Consider the following 19,607-nt stretch of genomic DNA (forward strand, 5'->3'; position numbering starts at 1 on the left):
GGCGTCCCCGTCTCCGCCGTCAGTCCTGGAAGGTCGCGGCGTTCACGCAGACGTCGAACACGCGACCGAGACGCTCGACGTCCGCCCGGTTGACCGAGAACTGGTTCTCGCCGATCTCCCCGTGCGCGGTCATCCGGGCCTCCCAACAGCTCGACCCGTCCCAGAGTGTCAGATTGACGAGGAGCTGTGGACTGACCACACCGAAGGGCAGCAGACCCACCCGCGCCCCGGCCGCGCGTTGCCGCTGCACCAGGTCGGACAGCTCGTCGGTAAGCGTGGCGTAGACGAAGACCCGGGTGATCCGGACACCCCGCTGCAGGGCAGCGATGTTCGCCTCCCAGTAGCGCCGGCCGATCTCGCTGCGCCACCAGCTCAGCTCCCCGCTCACCCGGGGCATCACGTTTGTCAACGCGTCCAGCCGGTGCACGCAGTCGCGGGTCGCGCCGACCAGGTCCTCGTCCTCGTCGCCGCGCCGGATGATCCGCCCCTGCGCGAGCTGCTCGGCCTCCAGCCGGAACTGCTCGTAGCGCCGCTGCGCCTCCGCCGCGACCCGCGTACCGGCGTGCTGCTCGGCCGCCTCCCGCATGGCGCCGGCCAGCTCCGTGGTGGTGTGGACGAGCCACGGCGGGCCGTCCAGCAACGTCCGCAGGTGGAACCGGCGCTCCGCGCGGGCCAGCGAGTCCACCAGCAGCGAGATGGTGATGCCCATCAGGCCGGCCAGCAGCGACTCCACCCCGGAGGCGGCGTTGGTGAGGTCGAGAATGACGCTGAGGCTGATCGACAGCGTGATGCCGACCAACGCCACCGGGTCGGTGTGCGCCACCAGACGCGCGAAACCGTCGGACGCGCCGCCGCGCCCCCGCAACCGCGGACGGGGCACGTTCCGGGGCATGTCACGGGCCAACGCACGTCTCCCCTCAGCCGGTGCCGCCAGGGTAGACGCCGGCCACAATCGCCGGCCGCCCCGCCAGGCCGGGGCGGGGGCATCCGGCAGGGACGGGAACGCCCGGACGCTCTGGAGCCGACCTTCCACGCGCCCACGTCCAGGCTGGTCCTCGACGCGGCCGCCACACCCGGCGTGGAGCGTGCGACGCCGCCAGCCCGCCCGGCGTACGCCCACCTGGTCGTGCTGGGCGGCCGGGCGCACGCCTGCGTGCGACCCGGTCGCGTCACGGTGTCCGTCGTCCCGCCGTGGATTCGGCAGGTGCGGCACGCCCGGTGATCGTGGCCGGCGCGAGGCGGCGGTGTCGCGGTAGCACGATGCCGGCAGCGGTGGCCGCGAAGGCGAGCGCGGCGGAGACGCTCATCGCCGGGACGTAGCCGTCGCTGAACAGACCAGCGGTGGCGTAGCCGCCGGCCGTGGCGAACACCGCGCCGGTGAGGGCGACCCCGAACGCGCCGCCGAACTGCCGGAGGGTGCTGAAGGTGCCCGAGGCCCGGCCGATGTCCTGCGGCGCGACGCGACTGACGACCGATCTGGTGACGGCGGGAAGGGCCAGCGAGAACCCGAGGCCACCGACGGTCATCGCCACGGCGGTCGTGGCGTAGCCGATGCCCGGATCGGAGATCAGCGCGATCCATCCCATGCCGACGCCGAGCAGGAGCGTACCGAGGATGACCAGCATTCGTTCGCCGATGCGATCGGTGAGCGCGCCCGCCCGTGGCGCGATGAGGAACGGCGCGATGCCCCACGGCAACAGCCGCAAGCCGGCGTCGACCGCACCGTGGCCGAGTGCGACCTGCTGGAACTGGGCCGTGAAGAAGATCGCGCTGGTCAGCGACGCGTTTATGAAGAACACCGCGGCGTTGCCGGCGGAGAAGGCCGGTGCGCGGAACAAGCGCATCGGCAGCATCGGGGCGGGGGTTCTCAGCTCCCGGACGATGAACAGGCCGCCGAGCAGGATCCCGCCGACAAGCGTCGACAGTGTCTCGGCGCTGGTCCATTCGGCCGCGTTGCCGCGTACCAGGGCCCAGGTGACGCCCAGCGCCGACCCGGCGGCCAGGGCCAGGCCCGGAAGGTCGAGCGTGCCCCCCGGCCCGCGGGTCTCGACAATCCGGCCGAGCACCAGCGGAATCGCGACCAGCGTGATCGGAACGTTCAGCCAGAAGATCCACTGCCAGGTGAGGTTCTGGGTGACGACGCCACCCAGAACCGGCCCGGCGACCGCGGCGAGCCCGGTCACGCTGCCATAGATGCCCGTCGCCCAGCCACGCCGCTCGGGCGGGAACGCCCCGTTGAGCACGCCCAGCGCCACCGGCATGATCATCGCCGCGCCGACGCCCTGCACCACCCGCGCCGCGATCAGCGGGCCCACCTGGGTGGACAGCGCGCAGGCGGCCGAAGCCACGCCGAACAGGCCCAGCCCGATCGCGAACAGGCGACGCCGCCCGTAGCGATCGCCCAGCGCCGACCCGGTCAGCAGCAGGACCGCGAAGCTGAGCGTGTAGGCGTTGACGGTCCACTCAAGGTCTTCGAGCGACGCGCCGAGGTCCCGTTGGACGGCGGGCAGCGCGGTCGCCACCACCAGCATGTCCAGCACCACGATGAACGATGCCAGGGAGCTGAGGGCCAGGACCCACCGCTGCGCCGACGACGTCGTTGTTCCTGTCTTGTTCACGTTCTTCTCTCCAAGAGTCGACTGTCCGAGGCTCGGGTCCCGCCTCGCCCAGGGGTGGACGAGGCGGAACGGTCAGGCGGCGGGGCAGTCGTGGTATGCCTCGATGAGCCAACGGCCGGAGCGGCCGGACAGGACCCACGTGGCGATCGACCAGCGGTCGGCGCCCGGCTCGTTCTCACCGACACCGACGGTCACGCTGCGGCTGATCACGATCGCGGTGACGTCGTCGAGGAACCGCACGCCCTGCACGCGATGCACGCGCCGGGTGCCCTTGAGCTGGTCGGCGAACGCCGCCGCCATCGCGGTACGGATCACCGCCCTGCTCAGCAGGGCGACCCCGGGCAGTACCGCGGTCGCGTCGTCGGCGTAGTGGGCGACGAACGCGTCCACGTCGTTGTCCACCCAGGCGGCCGAGACGCTGTCGATCACCGCTCGCACCGCCTGCTCGGCGGTGGCCTCGCTCGTTGTGGAACTCATGGTCGTCCTCTTCTCGATCTGGGAGGCGCGGTGGGTGGCCTGGGGGCCAGGCCACCCGACCGCTCGCCGGTCACGAGTGCAGACTCAGCGGATGGATCGGACTGGTCGGCCGCCGACCGCGACGTGGGCTTCGCCACACTGAGGCCCGGACCGATCACTTTCGGGCCGACCGCAGGTCTGTACCAGGACAGGTCAGGCCGCGGACGGGTGGAGTGACGAGATGACCCAGGCAGCGCAGGGGACGTACGCGGAGGAGTTCTCCCGGCTCACCGAGCCGTTCCGCCGCGAACTCCTGGCGCACTGCTACCGCATGCTGGGCTCGACGCACGACGCCCAGGACGTCGTCCAGGAAACCTACCTGCGGGCCTGGCGCGGCTTCTCCGGTTTCGAGGGCCGATCGTCGCTGCGGGTCTGGCTGTACCGCATCGCCACCAGCGCCTGCCTCACCACACTCAAGCACCGCGGTCGACGGGTCCTGCCCTCCGGGCTGGGCCCGGCCGGCGACCCGGACCACCCGCTGGCGGTCGCCGGCCCCGACGTCGCCTGGGTCCACCCGCTGCCGGACGCGGAACTGCCCGGCACGGACCCGGCCACGATCGTCAGCACACGCAGCAGCGTCCGACTCGCCCTGGTGGCGGCTCTGCAATACCTTCCGGCCCGACAGCGAGCCGTGCTGATCCTGCGCGACGTGCTCGCCTGGCACGCCTCCGAGGTCGCCGAACTGCTCGACACCAGCACCGACGCGGTCAACAGCGCGCTCGCCCGGGCCCGCGCGCAGTTGGCTCGCACCGGCCTCACCGAGGACATGTTCGCCGAACCGGCCGATCCGGCCGACCGGATGCTGCTCGACCGGTACGCACGGGCATTCCAGAACGCCGACACGGCAGCGCTGCTACAGGTGCTGCGCGAGGACGTCACGATGGAGATGCCGCCACACCTGACCTGGTTCGCCGGACGCGACGCTGTCACTCGCTTCCTCACGACCACCGTGTTCGGCCGCATCAGCGCGATCCGTACCGTTCCGGCGACGGCCAACGGTCAGCCTGCGCTCGCCACCTTCACCCGGGGCGCCGACGGGCTCTTCCACCCCCACAGCCTCCAGGTGCTCACCACGACCCGAACGGTCGTCTCCCGGATCGTCTCCTTCCACGACGCGAGCCTCTTCGAGCCCTGCGGTCTCCCGACGTGCCTCGACGATGCCGGCCGGCCCGTCGGAGGACGGTAGTCCCGCTGGAGGTGACGCCCCTGGTCAGGCCCCGGCGGGGTAGGTCGATGCCTGGTACAGCGCCTGCATCGCCCGGATCGCCGACCGGACCTCCTGAAGGATCAGATAGGTCTCCGTCGGCTCGACCCACTGGCTGAACGCGTTGTCGAAACCCACCGTCTCCACTTCGCAGCCGTAACGAAGACCCAGGAGCCGGACAGCGTCACAGTGCTGAAACGGGACGAAGACGTCGGTTGTGACGAGCAGTAGTCGCGTCCCGACCCGCGTCTCCTGCACGAGTTCCGCCCAACCGGTCAGGGTGTCCGCGGTGTTCGCACGCTGCCCCGGCCGCATGGACGGCGCGGCCAGCACGTGCATCGGTGGCCGCGTGTCGAGATAGGTTCGCACCCACCAGGGTTGGCCGGCCTCGGTCTCACCCGACCGCTGATCGCCCCCGGCCGCCACGCCGAAGGCGTGGCGCAACGCCTCGTCGACCGCGTCGAACTCGGTCACACATTCGCCCAACCCCAACTCGCGTGCGACCCCGCCCTGACCATCGAGTACGCGGAGACTGCCGAGACCGGCGACGGAGCTTGCACCGACACCCTGGCGGAGGATCGTGGCGGCCAGGTGCGCGCGGGCCATCATCGTGCGGACACCGCCGCCAAGCACCAGAACATGGTCGTACTGCCGTCTCAGCGGCATCGACCGGCCCGCCAACCCCAGCGATCTGGCTGCGGATCGGATCTGTGCGTCGACGGTGGGCTCGAAATACTCCCCCACCGCCTGGCTACGCTCCAGGAGCCCACCCCGGTAGTCCCAACGCTTGGCCGAGATCTGCTCCAGGGCAGCCAGCCGCTCGGCGAGTGGACTGCCTGGCAGCGGCCCGTAGCCGAACTCGCGAAGCAGGGCCGCCATCGCCGGCGAATCAATCCAGGCCGCGATGTCGTCGATCAGCCGGGCGCGCCCCTCCCCGCCCGGGACGACGGCGGGCAACGGCACGGCAGGGAAGACGGCGGTCACGCGGCGATGCTTCCGGCCAGCGCGAGGTGCAGCCGCCGCATCGACAGAATCCCGGAACGAATCTCCTGGAGGTACCGGTCGGGGCTGGTGGCCTCGGCCGCCATCGGAATCGTGGCATTCGTGGGGTCGAAGCCGATAGTGTCGATCCCGCATCCGTACCGCATCGCGAGCATGCGAATCGCATCACTGTGTTGGAAGGGCACATAGATCGACGATGTGATGACGAGGATGCGGTCGGTCGACCGGAGGCTGAAGCGGCGTGCCCAGAACTCGTACGTGTCCGGGGTGTTGGCGCGGCGCGACTCGGGTTCGCTGGACGGTGCCGCCAACACGTGCACCTCGGGGCCGCCGGCAGCGCGGTACGTTCGGGTCTGCCAGGACTGGTGCGTGACAGCACCGTCGGAGGCTTCCGATCGCGCAGGCTCGTCGAGCCCGAATCCGATGCGGACGCCGACGTCCATCGCGTCCACTTCGTAGCGGCTACCGTCGAGCCCGGGAAGGGTGGTTTCGGCCTCGGTGAGGGGCCGGAAGCTGCCGAGTGCCGCCACCTCCGAAACGGCGACGATGTCGTCGCGGACCAGATGGGCCGCGTATTCGGTGCGCTGTAGGCATGCGCGGCCGAGGCCCCCCAGGACGAGCAGATGGTCGTAGGTGGAGTGCGGGGGCCGATCCGGGTGGACGAGACGCAGCGCGGTCGCCGCGGCGCGAATGAGGTCAACCCGATCCGGCCGGAAGCTCGGTGCCTTCACCTGGTCGCGTTCAACCTTGCCGTGCTTGCGAAAGTCCCAGTGCTCGTCCGAGAAGGCATCCAGCCACACCAGCAGGTCACCAACGTTTGCCGGCGGCAACGTACCGCCGTACTCGGCGACGAGCGCGCGCATTGGCTCCGAAGAGATCCAGGCGTGGATTTCCGCGGCCACCGCCTGCGGGTGGAAGTCGGGCTCACAACTCGGAAGGGCGACAGCATCGAAGCCGGCCATGCTTCTCCTTCGCCGGGACTCGTGACGAGCGGATGGGAGGAGTCACTGGGCCCCGCATCGACTCTAGACGACGGTGACGTTGGTGAGCGAGGAGCGATGCTGCGGGGTTTGCCGTTTCGCGTGGCGGTCCCGTCTCAGAACGAGCAGTTCACGAGATCGCATTCGGGGCCGAGCCGGATACCGAAATGCGCCTCGACGCCCTCCCGGATGTGCGCCGCGAACTTCATGACCTCCGATGTCGTGGCACCACCCCGATTGGTCACGGCCAGTGCGTGACGACTGGACAACGCCACCGATCCGTTCCCCCACTCGTGCCCGTATCCACGGGGGAACCCGGCATGCTCGATCAACCACGCCGCCGGCAACTTCGTACCCTTGACGTCGGGGTATCGGGGGCACTCCCGGGCACGGTCCGGCACTGTGGCGAGGACCGGGTTGATGAAGAACGAACCGACGCTCCAGGTGTCGTGATCCTGCGGGTCGAGGACCATACCCCTGCCGCGACGGAGAGCCAGTACCGCCTCGCGTACGTCGACCGGAGCGGCGGTGCCGCCGACCTCGATCCCCAGTCTCGCGGCCAGGTCCGCGTACTCGATCGGCCTCGACTGGTTGCTCCGGCGCAGGCGGTACGTCACGTCCAGCACGACCCAACGGTCGCTGTGCTTGAAGACGGACTGCCGGTGGCTGCCGAACCCGCAGCGTTCCGCGGTCCACCGCTCCCGAGCTCCGGTCTGCCGGTCGTAGACGGTCAGCGACTCGAGCACGTCCGACGTCACCGTGCCGAAGGCGCCGACGTTCTGCACGGGCGTGCCCCCGACCAGCCCGGGGATACCTGACAGGGCCTCCAACCCCGCCAGCCCTTCGTCGAGGGTGGCCTTGACGAGGTGGTCCCACTCCACTCCGGCCGCCGCGGTGACGAACTCGCGGTCGATGTCGAACTCCGAGGTCGCCATCCTGATGACCGTGCCGTCCCAGCCGACCTCACCAACCACCAGATTCGACCCGCCTCCCATCACCAGCAGGGATTCGCCGGTGTCGGTGCTCCGACGCAGAAGTTCGACCGCCTCCGGGGTGGTCTCCGGGACGAGCAGGCGGCCGATCGGACCACCGACCCGCATCGTGGTGAGATCAGCAAACGTGGTTGTCACGGTGCCAGCCTACTGATCGACGGACGGCGGGTCGGCCGTGATCACGGCGGTCCGGAGAGGACGCCCGGTCATAGTCCAGGTAGTGGTCGGAGCCGTCGTACAGCCAACTGAACCGCACGCTCGCAGATCGAGCGCTGGTCGTCGGCCGAGGTCCGACGCAGCCGCAGGCCCGCCAGGATGTTCACCGGCCACGACAAGACATCGTGTGGCTGCGCTCCGTTGACCTCGAGGAACAGCTCCACGTCATGCTCGTCCGACGTCCGCTCCAGGTACTCCTGCACCACGGCGAGGAGAGCATTCGCGAGTGCGAGTACGGCCACACTCCCGTCGCTGACGTCGACGCTGTTCCCCACTGCCGACGAGATCCGATCCTGCAACGTCTTGGCGTCCATGGCCGCGGTTCGATAAAGATCGTCGGTGGACATCGGGCTGTCGGTTTCCTCGATCACAGCTGGCACATCCCGTCGGACCAGGGCCCCGCCGCGCAATGCCACGACGTCCGGTCATAAATGATCGTGCGGCAACGGTACGGGTGCGGGTTGGCGCGTGTGGTGCTGGTCGTCCCGTCAGATCAGAACGGCAGTATTGAACCGGCACGTGCCCGTCAATGCAACAACACCGTCGGAATTCCGTCAAACGACAGCGCCAAAGCCTCCGGCACCGATTCAGCGTCACGCGCGCAGTACGGCAAGTGTCGCGTCGTCATGCCGTTTGACCCGACCACGCCCCGGTCGGGCCAGCAACCCTGAGCAGTTCATCTCATAATCTCGGACCAGATCGATGGCCGCTCGCGGCCCGGAACGCTCGACCAGGCTGAAGACATCAGTCCAGCTGATCCCGAAAAACTCGGTGAGCCGCGAAACCCCGTCGGTGCAGAGCAGCAGTCGGCGCAGCCCATCAAGGGTCACGCTGCCCGTGACCGCCTCGGCCGCGGCGGCCGGGTCGGTCGAGGCGACCCAGAAACCACCCGGCTGGTTGCGTAGTCGAGCCACCGAGTGTCGGTCGTAGGCGGGCAGGCGCTCGGTGCGGTCATCGTGGACGACGGTGACACCGGAGGCGTCCTCGTACGCCACCGACGAGTCGCACAGCACCAGGTAGTCCACCTGACCGCTCCGCTCGCGCACGATCGCGACGGTGGACGACGGGCTGTTCGGGTTCGTGAGGTCACACCGACCCTCGTGGCAATCGCGCAGCCGTCCGATCGCCTCCGCGAGGATGCCGTCCAGTGGTGCCGTGGGATGCGGCGTCAATGCCTCCACCAGGCAGGAGCCCAGCTTTCGGACCAGCCACACCGGATCGTGCACACAACCAGTTTCCAGGCCGGGCAGCTGGGTGACGCCGTCGAGGACGATTGCCAACCCGGCCGACACGATGACGTGATCCTCGTTGGGTCGGCCCGGGCCGGCCTCGGTGGCGTACGCGAAGTCCATGTCGTCCTCCCAGGACGAGTCATGGCCGCCGAAAGCGGAACACCGCCAGGGCGGCCAACGTCAACACCGCCGCGCCCGCAGCGGCCGAGAGAACGGACCAGGTCTCGGGGGCCGGCACGCCGCGCATCTGCCACCAGCCGATGCTGCTACCCAGCCATCCGAGGGCGGCACCCAGGGCCAACCCACCCACGGCAATCCAGTGGGGTCGAGGTGCCGGGACGCCGGAACGTGGCCAGCGCAGCACTGCGGCGGGGAGCACCAGTGCCAGAATTCCGAGTACGCAGACCAGCGGCGGCACCAGCGGCCCGGTCAGCGGAACCTCGTACTGGAAACTCTGGATGGCGGCCAGCGTCATCAGGAAACAGCCCACGATGGACGCCTGGACGAGAGTCAGACCCTCCTGCCGGTGGCGTTGCCGCTCGTCGATGATCGCGGTGGCCAGGCGGCCGAGCTGGTCGGCTTTGCGCCAGGTGGAGTCCACGTACGCGAGCTCGGTGTGAAGCTGCTCCACCAGCCAGACCGCGCGATCCCGGTCCCGGTCCAACGGTCCACCGGACCGATAGCGCAGATCACGACCAAGCACGGCTTCCATGTTGGTGCGGATTCCCCGTACGGTCTCCACCATCTTGCCGGCGTCGGCCGAAGCCGTCACGAGCCCGCCCCGCTCGGCCTGCACCCTGGCCAGATCCAGGGTGGCAGCCCGCAGCAGCCGCTTGGACGGATCGGCTTCGCGCACCAGATCGGCAAGCGCCTCGCACGCCCTCTCGGCCCTCCTCACCGCACCGCGCAGCTCTGGCAGGGCCGCTTCGAACACCCGCTCCTGGTGGCGGAGCTCGGCAACACACAACAGATACCGGGTCAGCGGCGGCAGGACCTGACCATCGACCAACCAGGTCAGCCGGTCCGAAGCGGGTTCGTCGGTCAGGTCGGCCAGGACGAGCTGCCGGCGTTGGCCGTACCCCTCGATTGGCGGTAGCTCCCAAAGCAGCAGCCGGTCGGCGATTCGGCAGCAGGACGTCGCCCAGGTGGATTCGTCGGGAGCCTCGGGCACCTGCCGGCGCAGCCGCCTCGCCCAGGTCGCCGGGTTTGCCACGCGTCCGGTGAACCGGCTGATCCGGCGTTGATCGGAAAGGCCCAGATAGATGGTGGCGGTGCCGAGTTCCGCGCCGCACGTTGGCGGAACGTTCGACGTCCACTGATCGCTGAGCGCCTGCCAGCCGACGCCGTCGTCATTCGGAGCGAGCAGCACGCTCACGCCGACGACGTCGTGCCGCTGGTACGCCAGCGCCTCGTACAACGCCCCGGGAGCGGCCCGCCGGCGGGCCGCGAGCACCCGCAGGCCAGTTGGATCAGAATGACGAATCTCCGGCAGATCCGTCGGGTACGACGCGATGGGTTCGCCCATGCCGAGGTGCGCCAACCCGGCCCACAACGCCCGCATCGCGTCGGTCGCCGGGTCCGCGGCCGTTGGACCCGACGAACTCTCGGCCCGCTCCGGCACGAAGAAGGTGTGAACGATGAGCGCCGGCTTACGCGGTGTCATCGACGCGCCGCTCCTGTTTGGGCACGTGACCGATCTTGCGCAGCAGTATGACGCTCAGGTCTCGCGACTGCGGCGGAGCTGGTTTTCCACTCGGCGCGGGCAACGATTCGTGCAGGCCCTTGCGTGCTCGCGCACTCACCTTCGCCAGCTCGTACAGCTCGTACAGCTCGTTCCTGCCGGTGATCAACTCATCGCTGCCGGTCCCGAGTGACTGCTCGACGAGCGTCAACGCCCGATCGAACCGGCGCCAGCCGTCATCGTCAAGCCTGCCCTCGATCACCTTCTCGACCAAGGTCGTCAAGCGTCGCCGCTCCGTTTCTTCCATGGTCATTGACCTCATCACACTGAAGTCCTCAGTCAATGGATACGGCGTATCGGCTACCTGACTCGTGGATTCCCCGAGCACCCGATTGACGTCGTATCCGGTGCCGCCCAATACTCGGCCGATGCCGAACGAAGGCGCCCTTCCCCCTGCTGTCAAACGGGTGCTCGACCGTGATGATCTGATGATGCTCGCGCGCGACGCGGAGGCGGCTGTCGACATCGTCCGGGAGGGCGTAAGGAACGAGCACGTTTTCCGGCACGAGGGCGAGCTCTTCTCCGAAGCCCTGAAGATGTACAGCGACACCGGCCGCAACGCGGCGCAGGAATCGAACTCGCGGTCCATCGTGGTGGACTCGTTGGATTGCGCCGGCGTCATCGCCCAGCTCTGCGACCTCCTCAAGGTCGACCTCACCGCACCAGTCGACGTCGACGTCACCGCGTTCCACACGCAGGCGCTCGCCATGCTCGAAGCGGCAAGCGAAACACTGGCCGGCGCGGAGATCGACCAGGACCTGTACCGGGGACGGACCGTTCGCTACCGGGCGGCCCGTGATCTGCGGATTCGCGGCAGCTACGAGGCTGCGATTTCGCTGAACGACCTGCCCGACAATGAGTTCGTCGGCAACGGCGCCGACATCTTCCGCGCTCACTTCCATTACGAGTTGGCCGCCTGCCACCTGCTCAGTGAGCAGGTGGCAGAAGTCCGCCCCGTACTCGAAGACGCTTTACGGAACGGGTTCTGGAAGGCGGTCGCGACCAGCCAATTCGTCAGCCGCCACCGCGTCGACTACGCACTCGCCCTGGCCCGCTGGGCGGTCGGCGACCGCGACGAGGCAGCCGACCTGCTGGCCAAGGCTCAACGGTATCTGCACCGGACCGGGAGAAAGGCCGCCCGGTACGACCTCGAAGACCTGTTGCTGTCGATGGCGCAGGCGGACCTGCTCATCGAGGCCGGTGCCGCCTCGTTGCCAGCGGTCAATCGTGTGGTCGACCACCTGGACCACGCCCTCCACATCATCGAGGGGATCCGCGGCCGGTGGCGGGTGATCGCCCGTTCCGCCAGCCCGCTCTCGGCCGCGATTCGTCGGGTCTACGGCGACATCGCTCGCGCCGCCTCCGGCGTGCCTGGGCGCCAGGCTGCCGAACTCGGCCTACGGGTGGCACTCTCGGCGAAGCAGTCCGGCTTCGCGGGCAGATTGCGGGCCGACCGGTCTGCGGTCGACGGCCAGTGGCGGACGTGGCGGAAAGGTCGACGCCTGCGCAGCCTGCTCGAGACGGTGGTGAAGGCCGAGACCGAGCAGCTCGGCGGGCCCACCGCCGGCGGGGAGAAGGACCTCCACGACCTTCGGTTGCGCATCGAGGAGGCAGTCTCGCCACTCCTCGCCGACGCTGTCATGCCCGCTCCGGCCACCATCGCCCGGGTGATCGACTTGGTGGGTGACCGCTACGCCCTCGACTACGTCGGTCTCCCCGACACGGTCACCGGGGAGACCTCGTGGTTCCGGACGCTCATCGAGCCCACCGGTGCGATCTCCTTCTGTCAGCTCACCGTGGGCGAGGCACTCTCGGCGTTCGTCGCGGCGATCCGACCGGCGACGGTCGACCTGGCCCGAGTCCTGGCCGGTGGCGTCGACTGGCAGGCACTTGGCGACGAACTCATCCCGCGACGGCTCCGTGACGTCCTGGCGCTCTCCGACGATCCCATCACGCTCGTGATCTCGGCACACTCGGCGCTCAGCCTGATGCCCTGGGCGGCGCTCGGGCTCGATGGGCACACCCGCCTCGTGGAGCGGGCCGTCATCACGCAGACGCCGGTGCTCACCTGCCTGTCCGGCCCCGCGACCGGCGGTGCCAGCGGGCCTGCCCTGATCCATCTGGTGCCGACGTCCCGTGCGGGTGATGACGAGCTCGACATCGGACTCGAGTCCGCGACATGGGGCATCGCCTCCCACAACGACGGGCACGCGCTGCTCAGTGAATGCGCGCTGGAGCAGGGCGCCCGACCCGTCGACCTGCCCGGCACCCTGGCCGCCGCGCTGTCGGACGAGACCGGGCAGTGGCGATACGCCCACATCGCCTCGCACGGCCAGGGCTCCGGACTCGGCCAGACGCTCGTGCTGCCCGGTGCGCCGATCAGCGCCGGCAGGGCTCTCACGCTGCGCTGGCCGCAGTCCCTGCTCATCGCGTCGTGCCACGTCGGCCGGCTGGTGAACATCGAGCATGCCGAGCCACTGAACTTCGTCATGGCGGTCCTCGCCGGCGGTGGCGAGCAGGTGGTTGCCTGTATCGACGGAGTTGGTGACTTCTCCGCCGGCGAGACCGCCGCCGACATCGTGCGCAGGAGTATGGACGGTGTCCGGCTCGAGATCGCCCTCCGCGAGGCCCAACTGGAGTGGATCAGAGGTCGCTGGCCGGACAGCTCCTGGATCCTGTTCGCCGCCTACACGCGCTGAGCGGCGGGCGGGGGTGGTGGCAGCGACACGCTCCGCCGCCACCACCCACCCGAGGGTCCCCAGACACTCCCCCGCTCGACCCGGCAAGCCGGGTCGCTTGTTGCTCAAGAGCCGCTCGGCCGGCTCCCGTCATCGTCCCCGTCGACGTAACGGTCGAGGATGGTCCACCGCAGTCGCCACTCTCGATAACCGGTCGCGTCCCTTGCCGCCTGGCAGGCGGTGACGCCCCGCAGGAACGCCGGCATCGTCGCGCTGCCGATCAGGTTCGCATTCCCCCGGATCTCCCCCTCGGCGTCCTTCTCAGCCAGCCAGGCGGACAGTTCCTCGACCGCAGTGTCGTCGAGCGGGTTGCGTTCCAGGCACTCCGCGAAGCCCAGGGTAGAGGGAAGGTCGAGGCCGGGTAGTACAAGCGCGGCGTTGAGCCTGAGCTGAGCGACCGAGCGTCGGTGGTCGATGATCAGTGGGACAGCCTTGCCGTCCTCGTCGAGGACCGGCCGCTCGATCGCCTCGTACGCCTTGACGAAGCGCCGCACCGTCGCCTCGCGCATCTCGGCCCAGCCCTCGTACTCGGATCCGGGGCTCAACCCGAGTGCCTCCATCTCGTATGTCAACGGCAGCACGTGCAGGGCCGCCCGGGCAGTCATGATGCCCGGGTTCCGGAAGGCCGTACGGAGTGCGAGCCGGTGCCGACTCACTCGCTTGACGAGGCCGTAGGCGCGCTCGATCTCGGCGGCCCGGTCGAGCGACTCCTCCCCGATCACGACGCCGAGAGACAGCTGCTGGTAGAGGAGTTCGACCCAGTGCTCCTCGTCGTCGGCGCTCCACTGCCGCTCGTGCTCCTCTTTGTCGCTCTCGTTGACCCAGCGGCCGATGACCCGCTCCGCCGCACGGCACGCGGTGCCGGTCTCGGCGAGCACCAGTTGGAGGAACACCTCCTTCAGGCCGGTCAACTCCCGTTCGCGACCGGGTGCCTGGCCGTGGCTGTCGACATAGTGCTCGTGACGCTGGCGTACCTGTTTGTGCAACAGGAACGCTTCGTTGTAACCCTGCGTAGTGTCCCGTTTCGACTGGACCAGCGCATCGGCGCGGAACGCTCCGAGAGCGCGTGGCGCGAAGTTCGGCCACGGCAGGCCTTCCGCAATGACAGTCAACTGCCGGATGAGCTGAGCCGCCGGAACATTGATCTCGGTGCCACGGTCGACACGTCGGGCCCGCCGCAGTATCTGCCAGCTCGCTTCGTAGATCATCCAGCCGAACAGCCACAGGTGTTCACGCAAATCGTCCGGCGGCTCGATCGAGTTCTCGATCGACTCATTCGAGCGGTGCTTGGCGTACCACTCGCGGTACTCCGCGACCTCCCTCTCCATCTCCTCGATGAGCGCCTCGTCGGCAACGCGGCGGTCCACGTCGGGGTCATTTCTGCGCTCGGATTGCGCGCGCAGGGCGAGGCAGATCGCTTCCAATTCATCGGGGGTCCACATGAGCGGGACGGCTCCTCTTCCGATCGGGTGGCAATGATCAAGAATGAGCTGTTCGACGCGCTTTGGGAGAGAGACTAGATTTGGGTCGCGAGTGGCCGCATCACCCGTTCAGGTCGATGAATACGAGCATTACGGCCGACCGGTGATTAGTTTTTCAAGCTCCAGGAACCCCCGGGCAGGGGCATGCCGTCCCGGTGTCGGATATCCGTTAACGGGAAATGCCGCCCCCCGATTGTTGAAGCAAAGCGATGCTGGTAACGCACCCCTTGCCGCCATCGAAGGGGTGGCGAGGGCAGAGGCGGTCAGCGCGCCGCCGTCTCCTCGATCGCCTCCAGGAACGCCTCCGAGCGATGCTCGTAGTTGCGGTACCGGCCGTAGCTGGGCGCGGCAGGCGACAACAGGACGACACCGTTGGCCGGCGTGAGCTTACGAGCCTGCCGGACCGCGGCAGTAAGGTCCTCGACGATCTCGCAACGCACTCTCGGCAGCCCGGTAAGCGTCTCGATGATCCGCGGGCCACTGTCCGGAATGCCGATGACAGTGAGGTCCCGCTCGGCCAGATGGTCACGCAGCGGGCCGTAGTCCACGCCCCGATCGTTGCCGCCCAGGATCACAGTCAACGGCCGCCCGTCGTACGCGTCGATCGCGTGCATCGCCGCGTACGGGCTGGTGGCCAGGGTGTCGTCTACGAACGTGAGGCCGGACGGGTCGGCGATCTCGGTGAGCCGGTGCGCCAGCCCCTGAAACTCGGCAACCGCCACGGCCAGGGTGTCCCTGTGGGCGACCACGTCGACGCCGAGCGCGTCGAGTACGGCCAGCGCCACGCACAGGTTGCTCTCGTTGTGCCGGCCGACCAGCGGCAGCACCGCGCGCGGGAAGAGAGGATGGTCCCCGAGGTAGAACCAGGGCATCCCGTCCGGCCCGACGTCGACGTGGGTGGTGTCGGGCAGACCTGCCCGCACCACCGGTCGGTCGCCCAACTCCGCGAGGAGTCGCGGATCGGTGCCGTTGACCACCACGGTCGCCGGATCGTGTGCGATCAGGTTGAGCTTGTCCCGGTAGTACTCCCGCTCACCGCCATGCGCGTCCAGGTGTTCGGGGAAGAGCGCGGTGACCACCGCGACATGCGGCGAGTCGGTGAGGTCGCTGCACTGGTAACTCGACAGTTCCAGCACATAGAGGTCCGCTTCGGGCAACTCCAGGGTCGGTACGCCGATGTTGCCGCCGAACAGGTTCGGCCGCTCGACCGCGTTCAGCAGGTGACTGGTGAGACTCGACGTGGTGCTCTTGCCCTTGCTACCGGTGATCCCGACGGTGCGGGCCGCGTGGTCGGCCATCCAGAGCGCGGTGCCCTGCGTGACCGGAACTCCGCGTTTGCGGAGTTCGACCATCCAGGGGTGCGTCTGCGGCACCCCCGGGGAGCGGATCACCACATCCGCCGCAACCAGCCGAGCCAGCCCGTCTTCGCCGGTCACCAGCGGCGCAGCCTGGGCGATCGGCCCTTCCCACGGCAGCGACAGGAAGTTCGTCCGGTCGTCCACGGCGACCAGGCTGGTCGGGCCGTGCGCGGCGACCGCGGTGACGGCGGCCACGCCCTCACGGCCGGTACCCCAGACGGCCACAGAGCGTCCGCGCAGGTCAGCCAGGTGCACCTAGGATCTCCTTGCTCGCAAGCGGACAGGCTCGGACTAGTATGACCTGTGCCTAACGGACAACTGCGGCGGATGGACGCCTTCACCTTCCCGTCCTACTCGATCGACTTCGCCACCGGCGAGGTGTTGTTCGACTACGCCCTGACCGGTCCGGCCGGTGAGCAACGGTTCACCGAGGTGATCACCCTCCCGCTGCCGGCCGAGCCGCCGTCGGACGAGACGGTGGCGACCCTCGGCCGGGTGCTGGAGGTGCTGCACCTCGTCGCCGGGGTCAGTTACTACAAGACCGCCGCGCCGCCCCGGCTCGTACTGCCGGCGCCGCTGGGCGCGGCCACCGTCGACTACGTCACGGCCGTCTACACCAAGGGCCTCGCGGAGTACGCGTACCGCAACCAGTTGCCGCACGTGCTCGAGTTGCGCCCAGATGTGCCCGGCGGTGCACCGGAGCCACCGCGCGTGTACGACGACTCCGACCGTCGCCCCCTCTCCGCGGTCGGCGGCGGCAAGGACTCGATCGTCAGCCTGGAGGCGCTGCGCCGCGCCGAGCTGGACCCGGTGCCGTTCTCGGTCAACCCGAACCACGTCATCGTCTCGGTCAACGAGGCGTCCGGGCTCACCCCCCTCTCGGCCCGGCGGCGCATCGACCCGGTGCTGTTCGACCTGAACGCGGCGGGCGCGCTGAACGGGCACATTCCCGTCACCGCCATCAACTCGCTGATCGCGGTCGCGACGGCGGTGCTGCACGGGCTGGGCCCGGTGGTGATGTCCAACGAGCGCTCCGCGTCCGACCCGAACCTGGTCTGGAACGGCCACGAGATCAACCACCAGTGGTCCAAGGGCGTCGAGGCCGAGGGCCTGCTGCGGGGGGCGTTGGCCGAGCACGCCGGCCTGACCGAACCGTACTTCTCGCTGCTGCGGTCGTTGTCCGAGCTGCACATCGCCCGGCTGTTCGCCGAGTTCACCAGGTACGACGACGTGGTGACGAGCTGCAACCAGGCGTTCAAACTGCGCGACGCGTCCGAGCGCTGGTGCCGGGACTGCCCGAAGTGCCGGTTCGTCTTCCTCGCGATGGCGCCGTTCATGCCCCGCGAGCGGGTCACCCACATCTTCGGCGGCGACCTGCTGGCCGACCCGGAGCAGATCCCCGGCTACCGGGAGCTGCTGGGAGTGGACGGGCACAAGCCGTTCGAGTGCGTGGGCGAGGTCGAGGAGTCGGTGGTGGCTCTCGGCCTCCTCGCCGAACAGGACCAGTGGCGCGACGCCCCGGTGATCAAGGCACTGGTCGAAGCCGTACCGGAAACGGCCTGGTCCGCAGTCGCCCATTCGGACGTCTTCACCCCCGGCGGCCCCAATCACATCCCCGAAACCTACGCGAAAGCCCTAACCGCCCTGTCCTAACCTAACCCCGCCCCGCCCGGCCCCGCCCTCGCCCCGTTGATCATGAAGTTATTACCACTCGCGTCGGCGTGTCATGACAATAACTTCATGATCAACCAACCGTGGGTTGGTGGGGCAGGCAGGCCCGTCAGGGGGTTCGGACCGCTTCCAGGGCCAGCAGGGCCACGTGCAGGGAGAGGCTTGCCTCTACCGAGTCGAGGTCCACGTCGAGGATGCGGGCGATGCGGGCCAGTCGCTCGTAGAAGGCCGGGCGGGACAGGTGGGCGGCCGCGGCGCCGGCGGACTTGTTGCGCCCCTGCTCCAGGTACGCGCGGAGGGTGTCGAGGAGCCGCTCCCGGGGGTGCTGGGCGTCGTACTGCAACAGTGGGCCGAGTTCGCGCTCCACGAAGGTCTGCAGCCGGGGCTCGTCGCGCAGCAGGTGCAGCAGCCCCGCGAGGCCCACGTGCGGCAGCCGGAAGATCGGCAGGTCCCGCCGGTCCCGCCGGGCCGCCTCGGCGACCTGCCGCGCCTCGACGAGCGACCGCCGCGCCTCGCGCAGACTGCTCACCCCGGACCCGGCGGCCACGATCACCGCGCCCGGGACACCGCCCCGGGAGCCGTCGCCGGCTGCCGCACGGCCGGTGCCGGCGTCGAGGCGTACCCGACGAAGAGCGCTGGCGAACGCGGACAGCGCGCGGTCCTCGGCGGCCGGGTCGGTCAGCGCCAGCAGTGCGCCCACCGAGTTGTCGTCGACCGCGCTGGTGAGCGCGGTCAGCTTCGCCTCCCGCAGTGCCTGGCCGACGGCCTCGGACAGGTCCCGCAGCCGGGCCTGGCCGGCCTCCGGGCCGGCCTCCCCGCCCGGGTCGTCGGCCCGCTGGCGAACCATCACGCCGACGAGGTGCCGCCGGTCCAGTGCCACTCCGAGCGCCTTGGCCCGCAGCGCCACCTCGTCGACGGGTCGGGAGTGGTCGAGGAGCGCGGTGAGCAGGGTGCGGTGGAGCTGCCGTTCCAGCCCTTCGGCGTCGCGGCGGATCAACCGGCCCAGCGCGAGGGTCGACGCGGCCCGCTCGATGAGGATGGTGAGCCGGGTCGGCGGGTCGACTGTCGGCTCGCCGGCCCGGGCGCTCGACGCATCCCCGCTGGCCGGCCAGCGCAGCAGCAGTCGCCCCCAGTCCTGCCCCCGGGCGCCGACGACAGTCACCAGCCAGCCGCTGTCCGGGTCGTACGCGGTACGCCCGGCCGGCCGGATCCGCCGCGAGTGCTGTTCCCAGCCGTCCAGCAGCAGCTCGGCGCTCTCCCCCGCCGGGTCGTACCCGAGGACCTGCCGGGACAGGTTCTCCAGCACGACGGGGCACCCGGACAACTCGGCGGCCTGCCGGATCACCTCGGACGCGTCGGCGCCCTCGACGGAGAGGTCGGTGAACCGCTGGTGGATCTCCTCGGCGGCCCGTAGCTCGGTGAGCTGCGCGTCGACGATCAGCGCGTGCACCGCCTCGGTGATCCGTACGAACGGGGTGCCCCGGCGCAGCTCGACCAGGGGCAGGCCGCGTCGCTCGGCGGCGGCGATCATCACCCGGGGTACGCCGCTGACGTAGCGGCGACCCAGCTCGACGACGAGCCCGGAGACGCCGACGTCGGCGAGGTCGCCGATGAAGGCGCGCAGTCCCGCGTCGTCGGCCGGCAGCCCGATGCCCGTGGTGAGTACCAGCTCGCCACCGCCCAGCAGGGTGGCGATGTCGGGCACCTCGGCGACGTGCACCCAGCGGACCGGTCGGTCCAGCCCGGCGTCCCCGGCCACCACGCGCGGAGTGCCGTGGCGGACGGGGTCCAGGGCGAGGACCTCACGGACGGTAGGGAACACGGCCGACACGCTACCGTCCGTGACCCCGGACCTCGA

General features: G+C 69.5%; 16 protein-coding genes. 3 read left to right on the plus strand and 13 right to left on the minus strand.

The features are described 5' to 3' along the window. Positions 1-19: 19 nt before the first annotated feature. The 3 genes from ACGFIE_RS21800 to ACGFIE_RS21810 form a co-directional block, all read right to left on the minus strand. Positions 20-904 (minus strand): hypothetical protein, encoded by an 885-nt coding sequence (locus ACGFIE_RS21800; protein WP_393297155.1) that lies wholly within the window; start codon positions 902-904, stop codon positions 20-22. A 265-nt stretch (positions 905-1,169) separates the two neighbouring features. Continuing rightward, complete coding sequence (locus ACGFIE_RS21805; protein ID WP_393297157.1) at positions 1,170-2,618, minus strand: MFS transporter; 1,449 nt, start codon at positions 2,616-2,618, stop codon at positions 1,170-1,172. Between the two features lie 72 nt (positions 2,619-2,690). Continuing rightward, a complete protein-coding gene (locus tag ACGFIE_RS21810; protein WP_393297159.1) occupies positions 2,691-3,095 on the minus strand; it encodes an SgcJ/EcaC family oxidoreductase in 405 nt (134 codons plus the stop codon). A gap of 220 nt (positions 3,096-3,315) precedes the next feature. On the opposite strand from ACGFIE_RS21810, the gene ACGFIE_RS21815 reads away from it, so the two are divergent. Then, entirely contained in the window at positions 3,316-4,320 is a 1,005-nt protein-coding gene (locus tag ACGFIE_RS21815; protein ID WP_393297161.1) for a sigma-70 family RNA polymerase sigma factor, read from the plus strand. 24 nt (positions 4,321-4,344) lie between these two features. Here the strand turns inward: ACGFIE_RS21815 and ACGFIE_RS21820 are convergent, their stop codons facing one another. The 7 genes from ACGFIE_RS21820 to ACGFIE_RS21850 form a co-directional block, all read right to left on the minus strand. Further along, entirely contained in the window at positions 4,345-5,322 is a 978-nt protein-coding gene (locus tag ACGFIE_RS21820) for a hypothetical protein (RefSeq protein ID WP_393297163.1), read from the minus strand. After that, positions 5,319-6,302: a hypothetical protein gene (locus ACGFIE_RS21825; RefSeq protein WP_393297165.1), complete on the minus strand. Its 984-nt coding sequence runs from the start codon at positions 6,300-6,302 to the stop codon at positions 5,319-5,321. Before ACGFIE_RS21825 ends, ACGFIE_RS21820 begins: the two co-directional genes overlap by 4 nt. A 134-nt stretch (positions 6,303-6,436) precedes the next feature. Beyond that, complete coding sequence (locus tag ACGFIE_RS21830; RefSeq protein ID WP_393297167.1) at positions 6,437-7,450, minus strand: UDP-N-acetylmuramate dehydrogenase; 1,014 nt, start codon at positions 7,448-7,450, stop codon at positions 6,437-6,439. Between the two features lie 68 nt (positions 7,451-7,518). Continuing rightward, positions 7,519-7,899, minus strand: a complete 381-nt coding sequence (locus ACGFIE_RS21835; protein WP_393297169.1) for a hypothetical protein — start codon at positions 7,897-7,899, stop codon at positions 7,519-7,521. Positions 7,900-8,121: 222 nt separating this feature from the next. Next, positions 8,122-8,880 carry a protein phosphatase 2C domain-containing protein gene (locus ACGFIE_RS21840; RefSeq protein WP_393297171.1) on the minus strand — a complete coding sequence of 253 codons (759 nt, stop codon included), beginning with the start codon at positions 8,878-8,880 and terminating at the stop codon, positions 8,122-8,124. A 19-nt stretch (positions 8,881-8,899) separates the two neighbouring features. Then, positions 8,900-10,423, minus strand: a complete 1,524-nt coding sequence (locus tag ACGFIE_RS21845) for a CATRA conflict system CASPASE/TPR repeat-associated protein (RefSeq protein ID WP_393297173.1) — start codon at positions 10,421-10,423, stop codon at positions 8,900-8,902. Continuing rightward, on the minus strand, positions 10,410-10,754 hold the full coding sequence (locus ACGFIE_RS21850; protein WP_393297175.1) for a hypothetical protein: 345 nt from the start codon (positions 10,752-10,754) through the stop codon (positions 10,410-10,412). Before ACGFIE_RS21850 ends, ACGFIE_RS21845 begins: the two co-directional genes overlap by 14 nt. 115 nt (positions 10,755-10,869) lie before the next feature. On the opposite strand from ACGFIE_RS21850, the gene ACGFIE_RS21855 reads away from it, so the two are divergent. Continuing rightward, positions 10,870-13,200 (plus strand): CHAT domain-containing protein, encoded by a 2,331-nt coding sequence (locus tag ACGFIE_RS21855; RefSeq protein ID WP_393297177.1) that lies wholly within the window; start codon positions 10,870-10,872, stop codon positions 13,198-13,200. 104 nt (positions 13,201-13,304) lie between these two features. On the opposite strand, the gene ACGFIE_RS21860 is transcribed toward ACGFIE_RS21855, so the two are convergent. After that, the gene (locus ACGFIE_RS21860; protein ID WP_393297179.1) at positions 13,305-14,606 is read right to left on the minus strand and encodes a hypothetical protein; all 1,302 of its coding nucleotides are present in this window, start codon (positions 14,604-14,606) and stop codon (positions 13,305-13,307) included. Between the two features lie 377 nt (positions 14,607-14,983). Further along, a complete protein-coding gene (gene murD, locus ACGFIE_RS21865; RefSeq protein WP_393297181.1) occupies positions 14,984-16,333 on the minus strand; it encodes a UDP-N-acetylmuramoyl-L-alanine--D-glutamate ligase in 1,350 nt (449 codons plus the stop codon). A gap of 48 nt (positions 16,334-16,381) precedes the next feature. Here murD and ACGFIE_RS21870 point away from each other — a divergent pair, with 48 nt between their 5' ends. Continuing rightward, on the plus strand, positions 16,382-17,731 hold the full coding sequence (locus ACGFIE_RS21870; protein WP_393297183.1) for a hypothetical protein: 1,350 nt from the start codon (positions 16,382-16,384) through the stop codon (positions 17,729-17,731). Between the two features lie 127 nt (positions 17,732-17,858). On the opposite strand, the gene ACGFIE_RS21875 is transcribed toward ACGFIE_RS21870, so the two are convergent. Then, the gene (locus ACGFIE_RS21875) at positions 17,859-19,580 is read right to left on the minus strand and encodes a PucR family transcriptional regulator (RefSeq protein ID WP_393297185.1); all 1,722 of its coding nucleotides are present in this window, start codon (positions 19,578-19,580) and stop codon (positions 17,859-17,861) included. Between the last annotated feature and the right edge of the window lie 27 nt (positions 19,581-19,607).

The organism is Micromonospora sp. NPDC049275 (assembly GCF_043197115.1).
Taxonomy (GTDB): domain Bacteria; phylum Actinomycetota; class Actinomycetes; order Mycobacteriales; family Micromonosporaceae; genus Micromonospora.